The sequence below is a fragment of the Bacteroides sp. HMSC067B03 genome, assembly GCF_001811315.1.
Taxonomy (GTDB): domain Bacteria; phylum Bacteroidota; class Bacteroidia; order Bacteroidales; family Bacteroidaceae; genus Bacteroides; species Bacteroides faecis.
In genome coordinates, this window is record NZ_KV804412.1 from 197,895 (window position 1) to 220,167 (window position 22,273).

A 22,273-nucleotide genomic window follows, 5' to 3' on the forward strand; every position below is an offset into this window, starting at 1 on the left:
AAGCAGGAGAACCTACCAAATGAATCATTTTGGGGAAATAATCACGGATAAATTCTTTACTTCCTGTTACCTCGTCATAAACATTGAGACAGAGGAACTCAACTAATTTAGCAAGTTGTACAGATTTTGTGTAGTCAGCAGGAATTAAATTATAGTCACGATCGGACTCAATATCTTCCATGCGATATTTAAAGTCTATGTTATAAGGAGTTACATAGTGTTTTACAATCCAACGATCGAAATCGTTTTCAACGCGCTGTGCTTCAGTAATAACGCTCTCACTGTTCAAGTCATCTTCTGAACAGGATACGAAGAGTGCGGCAAACAGCACAACTATAAAAATATAAATTTTATTTTTCTTCATTGTCTTTACTTCTTTTAGATGTAATACATTATTTCAATACTGAATCTTTTATCTTGGGTTTGGGGTAATACCGGCAGAGATAACATCAGTAGGGATTTGTAATGCACAACGGTTATCACGTACTTTCAACATATCTCCAATGGTGACAGGTTTCCCGCTTTGCATTGTACGACGGTAGATTTCGATGCCGTAACGTTTTATGTCAAACCAACGTAGTCCAGTGAATAGTGTTTCGTAACGCCGGGCGTAAAGCAAAAATTGTAAATATGCCTCTTGTTGTCCCTCTTCAATAGTAAATTCTGGATTTAGTTTTTTCTTAGGTGTAGGTGCATTAGGTGTATAATACTCATAGCTAGCTACCCAGTTCTCTATAGCCTCTTTCGTAAGTGTATACGGACCATTGATTGTATTATTTACCCATGTTTGAAGATCTGCCAGTGCTTTATCATATTCCTTGAGCAAGATATATGCTTCGGCGCGTGCCAACAGTGTTTCTTCAGCAGTAAAGGCTGCATAAACAGTTCTCGCATATCCGGTTTGCGCTACAGGGTCAGTATATTCTATCAAATATGGAAAACGAGGTACTAGTGTTTTGTCAAAATTGGTTCCAGTGGATGCCCAAGGATAGAATTTATACACTTTATTTGCAAACGGTCCCCATGGGCCACGGCTCATAAGGGTTTCTGTTTGTGCTAAATATGCTCCGTGTGCATAGCGAGACCCAGTATAATAAGAAGTAAATACTAATCCGAGTTGAGAATATGCAGTTTGCAATAGATAATTAGCTTTCACGTTTGCACTTACATATTGTTCGCATACTTTACTGAATGGATCTTTAGGTAGTGCATCTAGTGCGGCATAGTCACGAAGTTGTCCGGCAGGTGAAGAACCAAGTGCTTTTGTTGCACAGTCTATTGCGTCTTGCCATCTTTGATAATAAAGATAGAAACGAGTAGCAAAGGCGTAAGCTGCTTTCATATTAAAGTGATATTTAGGTACAGTATAGATTTCATCACTAATTAGTGGCAAGCCTTCTTTTAAGTCTTTTTCTATCTTCTCGTATACTTCAGCTACAGTGTTGCGTTCATATTTCGGGTCAAGTTCTGTTTCAGGTACCTCCATGTAAGTAATTCCCAAATCTGTTGCGGCATTTGCTTTTGTGTAATGCTGAGCAAATGTGTTGACGAGGATGAAGTGAGAATAGGCACGGCATATTAATGCTTCGCCTTTTGCCGCTTTTAAGGCTGACGTTTCTTCCATCTCAGCGATAGACGCCAGTGCTTGATTGGCTACAGCTATAGCATTGTAGCAGCCTTCCCAGATCCGGGAAGGGTCTTCGTTGTCTGCTTCAGTAATCACCTGCCAATTGTAAATCTGTTCCATAAAACGGTCGCCATAGGGATTTGATTCTCCGAAATCATCCACGTTATCTGTTCCTAGTTCCGTACAGAAAATATAGTCAGTTTCCGGATAGGCAGATACTAATAAACTGATGATTTTTGATTCGCTGTCCAGTTCGGCACGGTTATCAGGCATTTCGTCCAAGTAATCTTTGCACGAAGTAGCGGTCAGTATACCTGCCACAGCTAAAAATGTCAGTAATATATTTCTTTTTTTCATAACTTTTTTTGTTTTTTTACAGCAATCTATCTATTAAAATCCAACTCTCAATGTCAGCGTGAATTGTTTAGGTACGGGAGCTGCTACACCACCGGTGTTAAAGAATTCTGGGTCTTGTCCGTTCAGCTTCTTGTCGGCATAAAGCAGGAAGAGGTTGGTAGCCTGTAGTTTTAGTGAAAGGTTGGCTAAGTTCCATTTGCTTATCAAATCTTTAGGAAAGTCGTATGCTAGAGAGATTTCCTTCATACGGATAAAGTCACCTTTTGCTATACGTGCCGTTGAATAGTTATAAGAGTTGTATGCCACAGATAGATTGCGGTCATTCTTCTCTTGACGTACACTGGCAATTACAGGTATATCAGTATATTTCTCATCGCCTGGTACTACCCAGCGGTTACGAAATTCTTTTGGCATGGCGGTAAGGTCAGTATATTTTTTCTTGAATACCGGGTCAAGGCGAATTACGTTTCCAAACGAATATGTAATGAACAGGTTCAGACGGAAGTTTTTGTAGGTAAATGTATTACCTAAACTACCAATATCTGTCGGGTCTGCTGAACCGGAATATTGAAGAAAGTCTGTATGTTCACGATCTTGGAAGTATATATCAGATATACTGATGTTTCCATTCTGATCTTGGAAGGTGGGAAGTCCTTCTTCATTTAGTCCCATAAAAGGAATAGAAAAAATGGAACGTACAGGATAGCCTTCAACAGCAAATCCATTACCGGAAACGAGATCAATAATACGTTTTTTTCCGCCCTGCAATTCGGTGACTTCATTTTTGTTGTGTGAGTAGATGAAATCTGTAGACCAGGTGAAATCTTTGGTCACAATATTTCGGGTAGAAATAGAGAGCTCAAATCCACTGGATTTCATGGAAGCTACGTTTCCATATTTTTCGATTTCTCCACCTAGGCCTTGTGTTGTGATAATACCTATTAAATCATAGTTATTACGTTTATACCAGTCGGCAGTTACATTGATGCGGTTATCAAGGAAACCGAGGTCAGCACCAATATTAAGCTCATGCTTTTTTTCGTAGGTTAATGCACCGTTTTCAAGGTTCTTGATATAGAGAGCTGATTCTGTAACACCGCTTGATGGACGCCATGGGTTTCGGGAACTAATAACTACGCGTGAGTTGGTTACATTGCTTGGTCCACGGTCTGCAGTAAGGCTATATGATGCCTTTAGTGTGAGGTGGGACATGGCTGGTTGTAGTGCTTTAAAGAACTCTTCTTCATGTGCATTCCATGCGCCAGACACATTCCATGTAGGTAACCAGCGGGAAGAAGTGCTTCGCCCTAGTTTATTGGAACCTTCGTATCGAATTGTTCCATTAAGTGTATAACGTCCTTTATAAGAATAGGTACCGTTAGCGAAAAATGCGACATCGCGTGCATGGGTGTTATCCATCGTGAAATAATCTGAGTTTTCTTCTTTACTCTTTTTGAATACTTCATATGCGTAAAAAGGTATTTCCCCCATTGTATATTGCATACCCCAGCCACGGTTCCATGTTTTACGGCGGTCAATAGAATTGACTTCCATACCACCATAGAGGTTCATGATATGAATTTCATTAAATACTGTGTTATAAGCAGCTGATGCACGGAAGTCATAAGCCAACATTCGGTAGTCGGTACGCTCGTAGATACCCCCTTGTGGCAATACTGTAATGGGGACTGCATACGGATTGTCCGGATCTGTATAAAGGAAAGGGTTATTATCACGTATATGTGTAGTGGGCATTGCACGATAAGCCAGCGCTTGATTGGAATAATCAGTGATGGTGTGCTCCTGTGAGGTGGCCTGATATTTCACTGCTCCCAAAGCTGCCAGTTCCAGTCCTTTGACGGGTTTCCATTTCATTTCTCCTTGAAATTTCAAGTCAACTACATTGATGTCCAGGTAATTGTTTTCCAATTCATTGAAAATATTGAAATCAGCATAATTACGTGTGTAGATTTCTGTCGGATCAAGTGCGCGTGAAGTGTTTAGTGCATAAGAATATGGGTTGATGTCAAAGTCACGTTTTACTTCTCCGTTCACGGCATCGATTTCTGATGAGAGTGTTCCCGGTGCCCGCTGTTTGCGATAAGAAGCACTGGAAATTAAGTTCATCGATAGGTTTTTTAGGACATTGTAAGTAGCATTCAGGTTGGCTGTGTAACGATTTACTTCACTTTGACGTGACCATCCCGGATCGACCAATGCACTAAGAGAAGCATAGTAATTTGCTTTCTCATTACCAGAAGTAATGCTGACTGAGTGTGTTTGCATTACGTTGCTTTGGAAGAGCTCGTCAAACCAGTTTGTATTACGATATTCTGCATCACGGAGATAAGCGTTACGACTAGCTTCTGTATTCAGCAATGTACTATTAGATATTTTCTGATACATTTTCCCGTATACACCGCTTTCACTGGCATTAGCCAGATCGGCGTAAGTAAGCCATCCTTTCTGTTGCATTTCTTGATAAACAGCCATCTGGTCTTGCGAATTCATAATGTTGAATTCTGAATAATGGGGTTTCATGCGGTAGGTGAATTCTCCAGTGTAGCTGATGCGATTCATTCCTGCCTTCCCTTTTTTAGTGGTGACTACGATCACACCTGCCATAGCGCGTGCGCCATAGATTGAGGTGGCTGAACCGTCTTTTAATATCTGAAAGCTTTCAATATCGTCCGAGTTTAGTCCTGCAATGGCAGAACTGATTAGTGTAGTGGCATCTCCTGACGAAAGTTGATCGGCACTAACGTCTACAACATCTTCCATGATTACGCCATCTACTACCCATAGGGGTTTGGAGCTACCGTAGATGGAGGTAGCACCACGGACACGAATTTTGGGAGCGGTACCAAATGTACCGGAAACATTCTGTACAGATACTCCGGCTGCACGGCCTTCAAGTCCACGGCTGATTTCGGGAAGTCCGTCTAACTTTACATTATCTGCGGTTAAGTTGGCAGCTGCACCCGTGAAGAGACGTTTATCTACTTTTGTCATACCGGTAACAACAACTTCCTCAAGCACTTCCGAATCTGCTTTCATAACAATTTTCATCAGATCAGGTTTGATAGCGACCTCTTGGGTTTGCATACCAATAAATGATATTTTCAAAGTTCTAGAAGAACTTGGTACTTTATCTATGGTGAACTTACCATCAATATCGGTAACTGTTCCCATCGTTGTACCTTTCACTAACACGGATGCTCCCACAACAGGCTGATCATCTTCCTCAGAAATGACGACACCTGTCACCTTTTTAGGTGTTTGGGCAATCACTAGGCCTATGCTTGCCAGCAGGCAGGCCAATAACAGCATTAATTTTCTTTTCATAAACACGCTTTATTATTAATAATTAATAATCCGCTTATTTTATAAGTGCGATTTTACAAATATAAGCATATATTTATAAACGCAAAACAATATATCAAAAAATATTTGAAATTACTTGTATATTCATATTGATAGCAGTGATTCTAGTTTATGTATAAAGATATATCATTAAGGCAATTTTATTCATATTTTATTGGAATAACAAGCGGTAATATTATCAATATGTCACTTTATTCGTCTATTATTAATTGTTTAAGACTGTCAATGATAGAAAAAATATACTATTTCCGGACAATTTGTATAAAAAACGTTTATTACACAGTATGTACATATTTATTTGTTATATCGAAAGGGTGAAATATATAAAGTTCTTCTAGAACTTTGAAAGTTAGCTACATTGGAATGAAAACACAGGAAATTCCTATTAAATCTGGAACAATAAGAATCATATTAAAACCTGATGCCGAGGTCTTGGAAGAAGTTGTAGTGACCGGTATGCAGAAGATGGATAAACGTCTCTTTACAGGAGCGGCTACGAAAATATCTGCAGAGAATGCAAAAATGGATGGTTTGGCTGACGTTAGTCGTGCGCTTGAGGGGCGTGCTGCTGGCGTAAGCGTACAGAATGTCTCCGGTACATTTGGTACAGCTCCTAAAATTCGTGTTCGTGGTGCTACCTCTATCTATGGTAGTTCCAAGCCTCTGTGGGTAGTAGATGGCGTAATCATGGAAGATGTGACAGAAGTAGGTGCAGATCAACTTTCTTCCGGAGATGCGCAAACTTTGATTAGTTCTGCTATTGCGGGTTTGAATGCGGATGATATCGAAAGCTTCCAGATATTGAAAGATGGTTCTGCTACCTCTATATATGGTGCACGTGCGATGGCAGGGGTAATCGTTGTTACAACCAAGAAAGGAAAATCTGGCACAAATAAGATTAATTATACCGGAGAGTTTACTATGCGCATGAAGCCGAGCTATAGTAATTTCAATATTATGAACTCTCAAGAGCAAATGAGCGTGTATCGAGATTTAGAGGCGGCAGGCTATCTGAATTTTTCTGATTTATATCGCGCTTCTAAAAGTGGTGTATATGGAAAAATGTATCATTTGATTAATCAATATGATGCGACGAGCGGAATTTTCGGGTTGGAAAATACGCTCGAGGCACGAAACGGGTTTTTACAGCAGGCCGAATATAATAATACAGATTGGTTTGATTTGTTATTTAGTAATAGCATCTCTCAAAATCATGCTGTCAGTATGTCGACGGGTACAGAAAAGGCATCGTACTATACTTCATTGAGTGTTATGAGTGATCCGGGATGGAGTAAAAGAAGTAAGGTGTCAAGATACACAGCAAACGTCAATGCTTTATATAATATTTCCAAGCAGGTCTCATTGAATCTGATAGGTAATGCCTCTTATCGTAAACAGGAGGCGCCGGGAACCTTGGGCTCGCAATCTGACCCTGTGAACGGAGAGGTAAAGCGTGATTTTGATATTAATCCATATTCTTATGCATTGAACAGTTCGCGTACATTGGACCCTAATGAATATTATGTACGTAATTATGCACCATTCAATATATTTAATGAACTGGATAATAATTATATGGATTTGCATGTAGTTGATTTGAAGTTTCAGGGGGAACTGAAATGGAAACCCATTAAAAAGTTGGAGCTTTCAGCTTTAGGTGCCTATAAATATTCTACTACTACACAAAACCATTATGTAAAAGACTACTCTAACCAGGCATGGGCATACAGAGCGATGGATGATGCAACCATGCAAAAAGCTAATCCGTGGTTGTATACTGATCCGGATAAAATAAATACTTTGCCGGAATCAGTTCTGCCGGTAGGAGGTTTTTATCGTGAAACAAAATATGGTATGAACAGCTACGATTTTCGTGGAACTGCAAGTTACAATGATGTTTTTAACGAAGATCACATCTTAAATATATTTGCTGGTATGGAGTTGAACGCTACGGATCGTAGTAAAACGTGGTTTAATGGTGTGGGAACACAATATGGGATGGGAACATTGGCAGCTTATGATTATCTTTACTTTAAACAAGGGAATGAAGAAAACACAGCTTATTATACTATCGATGAGACCCGCTCTCGTGAAATAGCCTTTTTTGGAACTGCCACTTATTCTTATCAGGGGAAATATACATTGAATGGTACTCTCCGTTATGAAGGTTCTAATAAACTGGGTAAAAGTCGTTCTGCACGTTGGTTGCCAACATGGAATATTTCCGGTGCATGGAATGCGCATGAGGAAAAATGGTTTGAAGGGTTGCAACCTACACTTTCTCATGCTACATTAAAAGCCTCCTATTCATTGACTGCCGATAGAGGCCCTGCTAACGTCAGTAATTCTTATGTGATTATCAATAGTTATAATCCGTGGCGACCTAGTTCTGGGGTACAGGAATCCGGATTACAGATTAAAGAAATTCAGAATAATAACCTGACTTATGAGAAAAAGCATGAATTGAATCTGGGAATCGACTTAGGTTTTTGGGACAACCGTGTTAATATCGCTTTAGACTGGTATAAACGTAATAACTACGATTTGATAGGCATTACCAATACTCAGGGCGTAGGAGGTCAGATTGCAAAGTATGCTAATCTTGCCAGCATGAGATCTCATGGAGTTGAGTTTACTTTGTCTACTCGCAATATTGTTGGTAAGGACTTCAAGTGGAATACAGACTTCATTTTCTCTAAAGCAAAAAATAAAGTGACGGATCTTCAATCTAACTCTACTGTTATGGAATTGATTTCGGGCAATGGTTTTGCCATGGAAGGATATCCGGTTAGAGGTCTTTTCTCTATGGATTTTAGAGGTTTGAACGAGGAAGGTGTTCCGACTTTTATCAATGAGAATGGGGAGCTGACTACAAGTGATATTGAATTTCAGGAGCGTGATAAGAAGTCACACCTGGTTTATGAAGGACCTACAGATCCAACGATTACAGGTAGTTTTGGCAATATATTCATCTATAAGAGTCTGAAACTGAATGTATTCATTACTTATTCGTTTGGAAACGTAGTTCGTCTTGACCCGGCATTCCACAATAAGTATTCGGACTTGGATGCTACCCCCAAAGAGTTTAAAAATCGCTGGGTGAATTCTGGTGAAGAAAAATACACAACTATTCCGGTTATAGCAGATAAGCGTATGAATACGCAAGATACTCATTTAAGCCGTGCTTATAATGCATATAATTTTTCCTCCGAACGTGTAGCAAAAGGAGACTTTATTAGAATGAAGGAAATTTCATTATCATATGATTTTCCGAAACAATGGATGAGCCATTTAGGATTATCGACCGCTTCATTAAAGTTGCAGGCTACAAACTTATTTTTGATTTATTCGGATGATAAGTTGAATGGTCAGGACCCCGAATTTTTTAATACAGGTGGTGTGGCCGTACCTATGCCTAAGCAGTTTACTTTGACATTAAGATTAGGAATTTAATAGAATATGCATTATGAAAAAGAATATAATAACACTAACCTTTATAACTTCGCTTTTCGCGCTTGCGTCCTGTAGCGATTTTTTGGATACGGTGCCTGATAATCGTATTGATATTGATGGTGCTGATAAGTTTGCTCCTCTGTTGGTTTCCGCTTATCCGACAAAGTTACCTATGCTGATGGGTGAAATGTCTTCGGATAATGTTATGGATAATGGAGCGCAGTTTGATGATATGTTATTGCAGGAGCAGCTCTATTTGTGGGAAGATCCCACAGGCAATGACGATGATTCTCCTTATGGGCTGTGGGAAGCATGTTATAATGCTATTGCTTCTGCCAATCAGGCATTGGAAGGTATGGATGCTCTGGGTAATCCTGATAATGTCAAGGCCCAGCGTGGTGAGGCATTAATATGCAGGGCTTATTCGCATTTTCTGCTAGCCAATATCTTCTGTATGCCTTATAATCCCCAGACTGCAGATCAGCATTTGGGAATTCCTTATTGCAAAACGACAGAGAAAGAAGTTTTTGTTAATTATGAGAGAGGTACATTAGCTCAAACTTACGAACAGATAGCAGCCGATATTGAAGAAGGGTTGCCATTAATTAGTGACGCTTCATATAGTGTGCTTAAGTACCATTTTAATAAAAAGGCGGCAAATGCATTCGCTGCGCGTTTTTATCTTTACTATCAGAAATGGGATCAGGTAATAGAATGTGCAGACCGGGTCATTGGAAATAATCCCGGAACTTCCTTGCGTCATTGGGAAGAAGATTTTGGAGAATTGTCTTTAGTCTCTGATGTCGTTTCACAATATACGTCAGAAAAGAAAGTTGCAAACTTATTAATCTCTACGGCCTTCTCGGAATCAGGATATGTGACTGGTCCTTGGGATATATATAAGCGTTATGGTCATGGGCAAGAAATCTATAAACATCAGACAATAGATACTTATGGTCCTTGGAGTGTAAGAGGCGGATTGATGATGGCGAATTTTATCATATCAGTTCTTCAAAAAAATCCGTTCCCTAAAATTACTACATTCTTTGAATATACAGATAAGGCGAATAATATTGGTTATGCCCATACAGTTGTTGTTCCTTTTACCACAGATGAAACTATTTTATGCCGTGCAGAGGCCTATGTATTGAGTTCGCAGCACAATTACGAAAAAGCTTTGGAGGATATCAATAATTGGATTGTGTATCATAGTGTAATCAGTGAGGATGAAGGTGCTGACTTAACTCTTGAAGCTCTGAACAGTTTTTATGATGCTCTTCCATATGAACCGGCTTTAGTAAATACTGTTGCTGACAGAAGTTTGAAGAAGAAATTAAATCCTGAAGGTTTTACAGTCAATGCTGGAACAGAGGAGAATCTCATCCAGTTAATACTTCAATTGCGTCGTTTGGAGGGGCTGCAGGAAGGGCTTCGATGGTATGATTTGAAGAGATATGGAATTGAATTCTCTCATAATCGTGCTGGAAATGTTCCCATTGTTCTGACTAAAGATGATCCAAGACGCGCTATTCAGTTGCCGCCGGATGTGATTAATGCCGGAATGAAAGCTAATCCTAGAAACTAGTAAAAAATAGAAAGTATGAAATATATAAAATACATTGCGTTAGCAGCCTTCTTCGCGTATGGAGTGTGCTCCTGTAGTGAAGATAGTTTGGATGATCAGAGTGTATTTAGCACCGAGGCTCCACAAAGAAATGAATTTGATATATGGTTATTGAACAACTATGTATATCCTTATAATATCGACTTCAAATACCGTATGGAGGATAAAGAATCAGATCATGATTATAACCTGACTCCTGCGGATTATGATAAGTCTGTAGCCATGGCCAAATTGGTTAAATTTTTATGGATTGATGCATATACAGAAGTAATGGGAGATCGTACTTTTATATGTACCCTTGGTCCCAAAATGATTCATTTGGTAGGTTCTCCTGCTTACGATGAGGGGCAGATTACATTAGGTACGGCAGAAGGAGGATTGAAGGTGACTTTGTATAATGTAAATACGCTTGATCCTCATAACCCGGATATTGAAGTTCTGAACTTTTGGTACTTCAAGACCATGCATCATGAATTTACTCACATTCTGCATCAGACCGTTGAGTTTCCTAAAGAATTCTATGAAGTCTCAACAGGAAGATATACAGGAGCAGGTTGGGTAAATATTACGGATGAGAAAGCCTTGAAAAGAGGGTTTATAACAAATTATGCAAGTACTGAAGTTCATGAAGATTTTGCAGAAACCGTAGCTAATTATGTTACTCATGATGAGGCCTGGTGGCAACAGCAACTGAGTATTGCAGGTGACGGTGCTTCTTATATCGATCAGAAACTGGAACTAGCCAAATCTTATATGACAGAAACCTGGAATATTGATTTGGAAAGTCTGCGTGATATTGTACAACGCCGTTCTTCTGAGGTGGTGAGACTGGATTTGACAAACTTAAATGATTAGAGTTATGAGAAAAATATATAGTATTTGGTTTTTATTGGCTCTGCTGGCTTTTGCGGCATGTTCCCCGGAGGAAGACGATTTGTTTGATAAATCAGCGGCTGAACGAATAGATGAGGCTATTAAGCAAGATTTGTCCGTGTTGCGTGGAGCAAAGAACGGATGGGTAATGGAATATTATCCTTCTCCGACAAAGATGTATGGTGGATATACATTCTTGGTTTCTTTCGGTGAAGATGGGAAAGCGAATGTGATGTGTGATTTCTTTGCGGATGGCGAAGGAGTAAAAAGTGAATATGAAGTAAAGCAAAGTGCCGGTGTAATGCTGACTTTTGATACTTACAATGAAATCTTTCATTTCTTTTCTGAACCTTCCAATTATTTGGGTATAGGCGAACAAGGCGAGGGGATGGAAGGCGATTATGAATTCTTGATTCTGGAATGTACGCCTGAGAAAGTCGTACTTAAAGGTAAGAAAACAGGTAATAAAATGCTAATGACCCCATTGCCGGAGAATGAGGAATGGGCACACTATATGGGAACTGTGAAGCAAATAGCTAAAGAGGCTTATCCTGCTTTGTATGATGTCAAAGTTGGAGAGAATGTTGAGTATGCTGTGACGCAACGATATCATAAGTTTGTATTAGTCAATAAAGATGGCAGTGAGAAGGATCTTCCTTTTGTATATACAGTGGAAGGTATCAAATTCTCCGAACCTGTGACGATCGGCGGACAAGATGTGCAATCTTTGGTTTGGGACAGTGAAACGATGGCTTATGCTAATAATAATATCCGTATTGTAGCGCAGGAGCTTCCGGCTGGTTACAAAAAGTATGAGGAACTCTTGGGAGAATATATCTTTGTATATGGTGACGGAAATGATTCGGCTCCTGTACTTCTTCGGGAGGAATTATTTAATCATAGTTTTATAATGGAAGGCTTTCCGATGGACATCCGGATTGTTTTCAAAGCAGATAAAGGAGTTATAGGCATAGAGTCACAGCCTTTGGAAGGTAGTGTGTATTTATGCCCTTGGGCTCTTGGCGCATCAGGTTCTGGTCCTTTGACTAATATGTCAGGGACAGGTATGGTAGGGCAAAACTTGTCAAATGGTAGCATTTTACTAAAAGATAATGGAGTATGGGGAAATGTGGCTGACTCTTTCATTGCTTATGATTTAGCCTCTGGATCATCTATATTCCAAATTGCTTATGTAGTAGGAATGATAAAACAGTAAATCGGTGATTATGAATAAGATATTGTATACTTTGTTGGCTATACTCTGTATTGGGGTATCAGCTTGTAGTGACGACGACGCTGTTGAAGTTGCTTCATTGAATATTGTGCAGTCCACTGTTGATTTTAGTGCAGCGGGGGGAGAGGGCTTTATAACGTTAGAAAATGGAAATGATAATTTGGAAGTCTTATCTAATATGGAGTGGTGCAGTATTAAAAGTGTGACAAGTGATAAGATCACATTTAATGTTGCTTTAAATAATGATCTTGTTACAAGAGCTGCTGCAATAACTGTGAAATTGGGTGGAGAGATGAAGAGAGTCAGCATTACTCAATCTGGGGTAATTGCTAAATATGCTTCAGATACCTTCTATCGTTATTCTGAGAATGTAGCTTTTTCAAGAACCATAAATTTCACCAGTACTTTGCCGGTATCTGTGTCCATTAATTCTGATGCTCAGGATTGGCTCTCATACACAAATGCTGAGGGTGGCTATGTATTTACCGGTACGGCAAATGATACCGGGAGTGCACGTTTGGGTAAGGCTACTATTTCATCCGGTAGCACTTCGGTAGACTATTATTTCTATCAATATGGTATAGATGATCTGTTGGGGCAATATGCAGGAGCTATTCAAGTCTATTCGGATGTTTTTGGCCTTGATGGTGCTCTTCCGCTTGAAGATAACACTTTAATTACTAGTAGTGTAACTGGTGATGGGACCTATTTGATACAGTTGCCGATGTTGAATTTGTTGGGTGCAGTCTTAAAGATGACTGCCACTTATCGAAATGGCGCATTCGTTATAACGACTCCACAGCAGCAAGCTTATCAGATATCGGCTGGGTATGGTTCTATTATAGCTAAATCGGATGATGGACTATATTTGCAGGCATCTATTTTAATTGCTCCCACATTATTGTCTAATGGGCGAATAGGACTGGCTTATGGGTCCGATGTCTATCCAATTCTGGGATTGTTTAAGAATAGAGTACCTACGGCTAATAATTATACGGGATATTCTATCGATTTCCCTGTTCTTTTAATGCAAAAGGTTGTCCAATAATATAAGATATCAAACATACATGGATAGCTGATTGAGCTTAGCTATTCATTAATTAATAAGAGTTGCTTTCTTCGGGGAGGCAACTCTTGTTAGTTTAGCAGATTTACCTCAGAATCTTACTGTATTTTAATGTTGGGAATGGGTATTTTCTCTGCTGGAGACAAATGGGCAGAATATAAGTATTTTAATTTGAGTGTACGGGAATAGTCTTTCTCCTGTCACAGAACGCTTGATAAGTTCCATTTCATTAGAGGATAACTTGTTTTTCTTTAATGCTAAACTTGTTTTTTATTTAATGTAATCTATAAACGCAAGTTCCGTTTTTATAATTGCAAGCTTCAATTATAAAAACAAAGCTTTCATTTTTATAAATGAAGCTTGCAATTATAGATTGGTTTTATGTAAGAACCACTTTGTTATTAGGGAAAAGGAAGTTAGTATCGGAAGGAAAACAACTTTTCTATTAATGGATGACAGGGGAAAGAGCAGCCAATGTGATATAAACGAGTAACAGGTGAATGTTACGGTAGCTTTTATACCTTTGGATCGATGATTTGGGAATGTTTGTGCTCCCAAAGTACTTAAATTGCGGGCTCACTTTTATGGGAAAGTGAAGAAACTTGGTATTCTTATTGTTGGAAGAATGCTGTTGGCATCTCCTAAATGTTTGAAAATTAATAGAGTGTAAAGTCTGTGTTTTCTTGAAGTATAAGTGGCAGTGTGAGGAAAGATATAATGATGATGTAAATTAAAATGGGTTTCTACCAATAAGTTCTTGCAGAACTCTGCAAATCAGTTATATTGGTATGCGGACTCAGGAGGTTGCTATTAAATCTACTCCTTTGCGAGTGATATTGAAACCGGATGCAGAAGTTTTGCAGGAAGTTGTTGTAACAGGTATGCAGAAGATGGACAAACGTCTCTTTACAGGAGCAGCGGATCAGTTAGCGGCAGCTAATGTTAAGATCGACGGAATGCCAGAAATTAGCCGTGCATTGGAAGGACGCTCTGCCGGTGTGTCTGTGCAGAATGTATCCGGTACGTTCGGTACTGCTCCGAAGATTCGCGTTCGTGGAGCTACTTCCATTTACGGTAGCTCAAAGCCGTTGTGGGTCGTAGGTGGGGTCATCATGGAAGATGTGACGGAAATCAGTGCTGATGCATTATCTTCCGGTAATGCCGAAACTTTGATATCCTCTGCTGTTGCGGGATTGAACTCTGATGATATTGAGAGCTGTCAGATTCTGAAAGATGGTTCGGCAACCTCTATCTATGGTACGCGTGCCATGGCTGGTGTGATTGTAGTAACCACTAAAAAAGGTAAAGCGGGAACAAGTCGTATTAACTATACCGGTGAATTTACGATGCGTATGGAGCCTAAATACAATGACTTCAACATTATGAATTCTCAGGAACAAATGGGTGTTTATAAAGAGATGGAGGCCAATGGCTATCTGACTCTTGCTGGTACTTTCCGGGCAGCCAACAGTGGTGTATATGGGAAAATGTATCACTTAATTAATGATTATAACCCAGTTACAGGTGGCTATGGATTGCTCAATACGGAAGAAGCACGCAATGCTTACCTACGTGAAGCCGAATACCGTAATACGGACTGGTTTGACGAACTGTTCAATACGAATGTAATGCAGAATCATGCAGTCAGCCTGTCTACAGGTACAGAAAAGGCATCGTATTATGCTTCACTTAGCTTTATGAATGATCCGGGGTGGACCAGGCAAAGTTCTGTGCAGTGTTATACGGCAAATGTGAACGCATTCTATCATTTGAGTAAAAAGTTTGAATTGAATCTGATTGGGAATGCGGCTTATCGTAAACAGAAAGCGCCTGGAACATTAGGATCGGGCATTGATGTGGTTAGCGGTGAGGTGAAACGTGATTTTGATATCAATCCTTATTCATATGCATTGAATACTTCCCGTACGCTTGAATATTATGTCAGAAACTACGCTCCGTTTAATATCACGAATGAGTTGGTGAACAATTATATGGACTTGAATGTGCTTGACAGTAAGTTTCAGGCAGAACTGAAATACCGACCGATTTCAAAGGTGGAATTAGCTGTTTTGGGAGCTTATAAGTATTCTACAACTACTCAGTCGCACTATATCAAGGATTACTCCAATCAGGCATGGGCGTACCGTGCAATGGATGATGCGACGATGCGTGACGCTAATCCATGGCTTTATACAGACCCGGATAAAGCAAACTCGTTACCGGTAAGCGTACTTCCCGTAGGAGGGTTCTTTAAAGAAACCAAATACTCTATGAATAGCTGGGACTTCCGTGCCACGGGTAGTTACAATGATGTATACAATGAAGATCATATTTTCAACTTCTTCGGAGGTATGGAAGCAAACTCTGTTGACCGCTCGGAAACGTGGTATAATGGAGCCGGTATGCAGTACGATATGGGTATGCTGGCGGCTTATGACTATCTTTTCTTTAAACAGGGAAGTGAAGAGAATGCCCAATATTATACAGTGAAGTCTACCTCTACACGTTCGGTTGCTTTCTTTGGTACAGCTACTTACTCCTACCAGAGACGATATATGCTAAGCGGTACGGTGCGTTATGAGGGAACCAATAAACTGGGTAGATCGACCAGCGCCCGTTGGTTGCCGACATGGAATATCTCCGGTGCGTGGAATGCCCATGAAGAAAAATTCTGTCAGACTTTGGAGCCTACGCTTTCTAACTTTACATTGAAGGCTTCTTATTTGCTGACAGCCGATCGTGGTCCGGCTGACGTGTCAAACTCACTTGTTATCATTCAGAGTTATAACCCGTGGCGTCCTTTCACGAATGTGAAGGAGAGCGGACTTCTTCTTAAAGATGTAGAAAATAGTGCTCTGACTTACGAGAAGAAGCATGAGTTGAATATCGGAGCTGAAATCGGATTTATAGACAACCGTATTAACTTCGCAATCGACTGGTACAAACGTGACAACTATGATTTGATCGGATTGGTTAATTCTGCCGGTACAGGTGTCAAGATAACCAAGTTTGCTAATGTAGCAAGCATGAAGAGTCATGGTGTGGAATTGACGTTGTCTACTAAGAACATCAGAACGAAAGATTTCAGTTGGAACACCGACTTCATCTTCTCGCATGCGAAGAATGAAGTGACCGACCTTCAGTCCAATGCCCGGGTGATTGAAATGATTACAGGTACTGGATTTACGATGGCAGGCTATCCGGTTCGTTCTTTGTTCTCCATTGATTTTCAGGGATTGAACGAGTACGGTTTACCCACTTTCATCAACGAAAACGGTGAGTTGACCGTCAGTGGCCTCAACTTCCAGAAAACGATGAAGAAAGCTCATCTGGTTTACGAAGAACCTACAGATCCTACTATTACGGGTAGCTTCGATAACACCTTCCGTTATAAAGGTTTTAATCTGAATTTGTCCATCACTTATTCATTTGGTAATGTGGTTCGTCTCGATCCGGTATTTAAGAACACATATACGGACTTGACATCTATGCCTCGTGAATTTAAGAATCGTTGGACATTGCCGGGTGACGAGCAACATACCAGTATTCCGGTGATTGCAGATAAGCGGTTGAACCAACAGGATTCTCAGCTTAACTATGCTTACAATGCCTACAATTATTCAACAGCACGTGTTGCGAAGGGTGACTTTATCCGTATGAAAGAGATATCATTCGGATATGATTTTCCGAAAAAGTGGATAGAGCCATGGAAGTTGAATAACCTTTCGTTGAAATTGCAGGCTACCAATCTTTTCCTGATTTATGCGGATAAAAAACTGAACGGTCAGGACCCTGAATTCTTTAACGCCGGTGGTGTGGCAGCCCCTATGTCTAAGCAGTTTACTTTAACATTACGTGTCGGACTTTAAAGCAATTAGAAAATTATGAAGAAAATAAATCTATTATATACCGCCGTTATAGGAGTGACAATCGCACTTTCTTCCTGCAACGATTTTCTGGATAAAATGCCGGATAGCCGTACAGAGGTGAATAATGAGAAAAAGATTACTGCGATACTGGTGTCAGCTTATCCGCAGACCTATCCCATCATGTCTTATGAGCTTGCTTCGGACAATACGATGGATAATGGCTCCAACTATGATCCTTACTGGAAGTCAATTACCCAGATGTATCGTTGGGAAGATGTGAATGAAATAGATGATGACGATCCTAAGGGTATCTGGGAGGGATGTTATAGCGCTATTGCTTCTGCGAACATTGCCTTGCAGGCCATTGAAGAGTTGGGAAGTCCTGCCAGCCTGGATGCGCAAAGGGGCGAAGCGCTGGTTTGCCGTGCTTTTTGCCATTTTGTATTGGCTAATACCTTCTGTATGCCTTATAATCCGCAGACTGCAAAAACAGATGTAGGAGTTCCATATGTATTTGTATCGGAAACGAAACCTATGGAATTACCGGATCGTGGTACGATGGCCGAACTTTATGCAAATATTGAAAAAGACCTTGTAGAAGCGCTGCCGCTTATCAATGAAGATATTTATACTGTACCTAAATATCATTTCAACCGGAAAGCCGCTTATCCTTTCGCAACCCGTTTTTATCTGTTCTATACACATGCTGATAAGTCCAATTACACGAAAGCCATAAACTGTGCCAATGTAGTGCTTGGAGAAGGTGATCCTGCCAACTTACTGCTTAGTCCGATTCTGTCAGTATGGGGTTATGCACACGGACCTTATTCAGGACGTAACAGACGCTATGGTAATGCGAATACGCTTTTTGCTAGAGAAGGGCCACAGGCTGCCGGGTCATGGGGTACCTATTCTAATTTGTGTACGGTAGGAAAACAGTTCGGATTGTCTCAGAAGTCGTTTGTGCCGAAGATGAATGCTTATTTCGAATACGGTGATAAGGCAGCCGGTATCGGGTCTCTTCACTTGGTAGTTCCAATGTTTACCACAGACGAAATATCGCTTTGCCGTGCTAAGGCTTATATCTTAAATGGAAATCTGGATGCCGGAGTGCGAGATATCAATTACTGGCTGAAAAACCACACCGTGACGTATCAGGCGAAAAGTCGTACTGATCTGGTTGACTTCTATTCCAAAATAGCTTATATGCCTACTGTTCCTGAGAATATGGGCCAGCGTACAATTAAGAAGTAACTGAATCCTGTAGGTATCAGTGTTGAAGATGGCGATCAGGAGAATCTGATACAATGTGTGCTGCATTTACGTCGTGTTGAGACTGTGCACGAAGGATTGCGTTGGCTTGACATCAAGCGCTATGGTATTGAGATTTCGCACAACCGCGATGGTGAAACGCCGGATGTTCTGACTAAAGATGACCTGCGTCGTGCATGGCAACTTCCGCAGGATGTAATTTCTGCCGGTGTTCCGGGAAATCCGCGTAAGTAATACGAACTATTAACGAAATTAAAAAAGAGCATGAATATGAATAAGATATATTATTTAGTAATAGCTGTCGCAGCTCTCGTTTCGTTCGTTTCCTGCAACAACGATACAGATCTCGATCACAAAAGTATTTTCCCCGATGGCGTGGATAAGACTACGCAGAATGAGTTTGACCTGTGGGTAGATGCATATAATGAACTGATGGGACGGGATTTTTTGCGTCAATATTCTCCTCGTATGATTCAGCTGATCGGTTCGGCAGAGTACAAGGAAGACAGTTCTGAGGTGTTGGGTACTGCCGAAGGTGGTATGAAGATTTTCTTTAACAAGGTGAATTTGCTTGATCTTAAGAAACCTGATATGTCTGTTATCAGATTCTATTATATTAAGACCATGTATCATGAGTTTGGTCATATCCTCCAGCAAACCAAGAATTATTCGACGGATCTCAATACGATTTCTACCGATTATCAGGGTCCTAGCAGGGTGAATGTAGGCGATTATGAGAATGGCCGTGATACGGAAGCGCTCGAAATGGGTTTCATCAGCGCCTATGCTTCTTCGGAACCGGGTGAGGACTTTGTTGAGATACTATCTTTCTATGTCGTTTATGGTAAAGAATATTGGGAAAGAATGCTGACTCTTGCCGGTGAAGACGGTGCGGAGAAGATGCTTCGGAAATATGCTTTGATCAAAAACTATTTGAAAACGAAGTGGGAGATTGATATTGAGAAACTGGAGCAGATTGTTCAACGACGTATGGAAGAAGTGCCGGATTTGGAATTGACTGCACTGGATTAAGCAACGTAATTAATAAGAAACATTATGAGAAAACAGAAGATATATACTATGATTGGTTTGCTGACACTTTTACTATTGGGTGCCTGCTCGCTGCATGAAGAAGAGAACTTTTTCAATGACTCTTCAGCTAATCGTATGAGTGAAGCGTTGAAAAGTTATAAGGAGATACTTGTTGCACCGGAGAACGGCTGGCTTATGCAATACTATCCGGGCAATAATCAGGCTTTTGGAGGATACAACCTGCTGGTTTCATTCGATGAAAACGGAAGTGCGACCATAGCCGATGAACTTGCTGATGCTGATAAGTCTGTAACGAGTCTCTATACGTTGAAACAGAGTGCAGGCCCTGCGCTTACATTCGATAGTTATAATGATATAATGCATCTGCTCAGTGAACCTGTTGGTGGCTTGGGAGGTGATTTTGAGTTTACTATCATGAGTGCTGCTCCGGATAAAGTGGTGATGAGCGGAACAAAAACGCGGAATATGATTACGCTTACCCCGATGCCAAAAGAGCGGACATGGACTAGTTATTTGGAAGGTGTTCTTGCAAATCAGGACGCTATTTTTCTGGGAACGTTCAAATTAATGGTGAACGGAAAAGAAGTCGGGTCGGTTGTGCAAGATTATAATGTGTTTACTCTTACTTATAATGGTGCAGACGAGCGTGACCCTAAGGTGGAAATTCCTTTTTTATATACTGATGAAGGTATTAAATTGTATGAACCGATAATTATAAACGGAGTAGCGATGTCTGCTTTTAAGTCTGATGTTGCAAGCGTTTCATTTGTTTGTGCGGATGCAGGTGTAGACGCCAAACTCGAAGCTTTTTATCCTGGAGGCTATCGTTTCTACGATCAACTGGTTGGTACCTATAAAATGGGAACTAGGACGGTTACGGTGACTGCAAATGCTGATAGAAAGATTTATACACTTACCGGCTTTTATAGTCTTTCCAGAGTTCAGGCGGAATATGCGCGTTCAATAGGTACGCTTTCCATCAAAGCTCAATCTGTAGGTATGGCGTATGGTTACTATGCACAGTTGTGTGCATGGAATACTTCTAGTGGAAATTTGAACTGGATGGAAGGATTCGGCATGATGGGCGTAAATAGTACAGACGATCCATTGACTATTTCTTTCGTCGATAATGGTGTATGGGGGGAATCTGATTCATTCATTGTATATGCTTTCAGTGGGCTGCCGCCTGTAAATGGAAATGCTGTTGGATCAATCGAAAGAATAATTGGACCAGTATTGGTAAAACAAGATTAGTGGAAACATGAAAAAGTAAGTAAATTATGAAGAAATTATATAGTTTATTCTTCCTGTTAATGGGCCTTCTTTGCTTAACTTCGTGTGGCGATGACGACTATACGTATACTGCACCCGAAACATTGAATGTAACGAAAGCCGATTTATATTTCACATCAAGTGGTGGCACAGGAAACATTGAGATAAAAAGCAATAATGGGTTACAGGCAACATCATCTGTCGATTGGTGCACAGTCAGTGTGTCTGGTGGTGTAATCGCTGCCAAAGTTGCAGAGAATACTTCAATAGAGAGCCGTGCGGGTACAATAACTGTGAGTGACGGTGTCTTGACTTCTTTGGTAGCTGTTTATCAGGAAGGACTTGCCTGTACTATTGATACATCAACCTTGAAAATCGTTAATGACAATGGTGTGAATTCATCATATATTACTATAGATAGTTCATCGTCTTATGCCATTAACATTCCGTCCTATGCTACTTCCTGGCTAAGCTGTATAGACGAAGCAGGAAAGGTGACTTTCAATCTTACGGCTAATGAAACGGAAGTGCCCCGTGCGGCCAATGTTATCATAACAAGCGGCGAAAGAAAGGTTACCCTGACAATTGCTCAATATGAATTTGCAGGAACATGGACGGCTGATTTTCTGAACTCTAAAGGAGTTTCTACTACCGAGCAAGTAGAAATTGCAGACCTTGGCAATAATAAATTTGAGCTTAAGTTTAAAGCGCCTTATGCTAATGCACCAAATCCTGTATTCCAATGTACATACGCTAACGGAACTTATAAAATAGCGAATGGAACTGCAATGGGACAATATGCTGTTTATTATCTCTTTGGTATTTTCTCCTCTGAGGATGGCTATTTTTCCTGGGATACTAGTTATACTTACTCCAGTTCTTTTGATGTGGCAGAAGATTGCATTATCTCTTCCGTTTGGAGATGATGGTAGTTGGTCTGGTAAAGTGACTATAGGTATGGGAGTGGTTGCTTTTACTTCTGCTACTCCTTCTGGTTTAACGGCTGCTGCTTATTATGCAGTTTATGACAACTTGGTTTTGTGTAAATGACACCTTAACGACGTTCCGATATAAGTATGTATTATAATTCTGAAACAAGAAATACGACTTATACGGAGTGAGACTTTCCATAAATTCGACTCTTAAAGAGACAGGGGCAAAGTGATTTACTCCTGTCTCTGTTTTTATA

General features: G+C 40.3%; 13 protein-coding genes and 1 pseudogene. 11 read left to right on the forward strand and 3 right to left on the reverse strand.

The annotated features are described in order from the left end of the window. The 3 genes from HMPREF2794_RS19730 to HMPREF2794_RS19740 all read right to left on the reverse strand — a co-directional run. On the reverse strand, window positions 1-364 hold a 364-nt coding region (locus tag HMPREF2794_RS19730; RefSeq protein WP_246839619.1), incomplete at its 3' end, for a substrate import-associated zinc metallohydrolase lipoprotein. Window positions 365-412: 48 nt separating this feature from the next. Beyond that, the gene (locus HMPREF2794_RS19735) at window positions 413-1,984 is read right to left on the reverse strand and encodes a RagB/SusD family nutrient uptake outer membrane protein (protein ID WP_070752338.1); all 1,572 of its coding nucleotides are present in this window, start codon (window positions 1,982-1,984) and stop codon (window positions 413-415) included. A gap of 33 nt (window positions 1,985-2,017) precedes the next feature. Beyond that, window positions 2,018-5,329, reverse strand: a complete 3,312-nt coding sequence (locus HMPREF2794_RS19740) for a SusC/RagA family TonB-linked outer membrane protein (protein ID WP_070752340.1) — start codon at window positions 5,327-5,329, stop codon at window positions 2,018-2,020. Window positions 5,330-5,710: 381 nt separating this feature from the next. On the opposite strand from HMPREF2794_RS19740, the pseudogene HMPREF2794_RS19745 reads away from it, so the two are divergent. The 11 genes and pseudogenes from HMPREF2794_RS19745 to HMPREF2794_RS19790 all read left to right on the forward strand — a co-directional run. Next, window positions 5,711-8,821, forward strand: a pseudogene (locus tag HMPREF2794_RS19745) (SusC/RagA family TonB-linked outer membrane protein); the annotation flags it as partial. Between the two features lie 13 nt (window positions 8,822-8,834). Continuing rightward, a complete protein-coding gene (locus HMPREF2794_RS19750) occupies window positions 8,835-10,406 on the forward strand; it encodes a RagB/SusD family nutrient uptake outer membrane protein (RefSeq protein ID WP_055269477.1) in 1,572 nt (523 codons plus the stop codon). 15 nt (window positions 10,407-10,421) lie between these two features. Continuing rightward, a complete protein-coding gene (locus HMPREF2794_RS19755) occupies window positions 10,422-11,300 on the forward strand; it encodes a zinc-binding metallopeptidase (RefSeq protein ID WP_070752344.1) in 879 nt (292 codons plus the stop codon). A 4-nt stretch (window positions 11,301-11,304) separates the two neighbouring features. Then, a complete protein-coding gene (locus HMPREF2794_RS19760) occupies window positions 11,305-12,534 on the forward strand; it encodes a DUF4302 domain-containing protein (protein ID WP_055269479.1) in 1,230 nt (409 codons plus the stop codon). Between the two features lie 10 nt (window positions 12,535-12,544). Beyond that, window positions 12,545-13,600, forward strand: a complete 1,056-nt coding sequence (locus HMPREF2794_RS19765) for a BACON domain-containing protein (protein ID WP_070752346.1) — start codon at window positions 12,545-12,547, stop codon at window positions 13,598-13,600. Window positions 13,601-14,367: 767 nt separating this feature from the next. Further along, window positions 14,368-17,487 carry a SusC/RagA family TonB-linked outer membrane protein gene (locus tag HMPREF2794_RS19770; RefSeq protein ID WP_256375863.1) on the forward strand — a complete coding sequence of 1,040 codons (3,120 nt, stop codon included), beginning with the start codon at window positions 14,368-14,370 and terminating at the stop codon, window positions 17,485-17,487. Window positions 17,488-17,502: 15 nt separating this feature from the next. Further along, window positions 17,503-18,741 (forward strand): RagB/SusD family nutrient uptake outer membrane protein, encoded by a 1,239-nt coding sequence (locus HMPREF2794_RS19775; protein ID WP_240052941.1) that lies wholly within the window; start codon window positions 17,503-17,505, stop codon window positions 18,739-18,741. Window positions 18,742-18,798: 57 nt separating this feature from the next. Next, window positions 18,799-18,993 carry a hypothetical protein gene (locus HMPREF2794_RS29640; protein WP_055269482.1) on the forward strand — a complete coding sequence of 65 codons (195 nt, stop codon included), beginning with the start codon at window positions 18,799-18,801 and terminating at the stop codon, window positions 18,991-18,993. Window positions 18,994-19,029: 36 nt separating this feature from the next. Further along, window positions 19,030-19,791: a substrate import-associated zinc metallohydrolase lipoprotein gene (locus tag HMPREF2794_RS19780; protein WP_168166617.1), complete on the forward strand. Its 762-nt coding sequence runs from the start codon at window positions 19,030-19,032 to the stop codon at window positions 19,789-19,791. A gap of 24 nt (window positions 19,792-19,815) precedes the next feature. Then, window positions 19,816-21,066, forward strand: coding sequence for a DUF4302 domain-containing protein (locus HMPREF2794_RS19785; RefSeq protein ID WP_070752351.1), 1,251 nt, complete (start codon window positions 19,816-19,818; stop codon window positions 21,064-21,066). A gap of 26 nt (window positions 21,067-21,092) precedes the next feature. Further along, entirely contained in the window at window positions 21,093-22,010 is a 918-nt protein-coding gene (locus HMPREF2794_RS19790) for a BACON domain-containing protein (protein WP_070752353.1), read from the forward strand. The last annotated feature ends 263 nt before the right edge of the window (window positions 22,011-22,273 follow it).

Bases quoted from the DNA above. Each gene is read 5' to 3' on its own strand.
- HMPREF2794_RS19735 (WP_070752338.1), bottom strand. From the start codon at position 1,984: ATGAAAAAAAGAAATATATTACTGACATTTTTAGCTGTGGCAGGTATA.
- HMPREF2794_RS19740 (WP_070752340.1), bottom strand. From the start codon at position 5,329: ATGAAAAGAAAATTAATGCTGTTATTGGCCTGCCTGCTGGCAAGCATA.
- HMPREF2794_RS19750 (WP_055269477.1), top strand. From the start codon at position 8,835: ATGAAAAAGAATATAATAACACTAACCTTTATAACTTCGCTTTTCGCG.
- HMPREF2794_RS19755 (WP_070752344.1), top strand. From the start codon at position 10,422: ATGAAATATATAAAATACATTGCGTTAGCAGCCTTCTTCGCGTATGGA.
- HMPREF2794_RS19760 (WP_055269479.1), top strand. From the start codon at position 11,305: ATGAGAAAAATATATAGTATTTGGTTTTTATTGGCTCTGCTGGCTTTT.
- HMPREF2794_RS19765 (WP_070752346.1), top strand. From the start codon at position 12,545: ATGAATAAGATATTGTATACTTTGTTGGCTATACTCTGTATTGGGGTA.
- HMPREF2794_RS19775 (WP_240052941.1), top strand. From the start codon at position 17,503: ATGAAGAAAATAAATCTATTATATACCGCCGTTATAGGAGTGACAATC.
- HMPREF2794_RS19780 (WP_168166617.1), top strand. From the start codon at position 19,030: ATGAATAAGATATATTATTTAGTAATAGCTGTCGCAGCTCTCGTTTCG.
- HMPREF2794_RS19785 (WP_070752351.1), top strand. From the start codon at position 19,816: ATGAGAAAACAGAAGATATATACTATGATTGGTTTGCTGACACTTTTA.
- HMPREF2794_RS19790 (WP_070752353.1), top strand. From the start codon at position 21,093: ATGAAGAAATTATATAGTTTATTCTTCCTGTTAATGGGCCTTCTTTGC.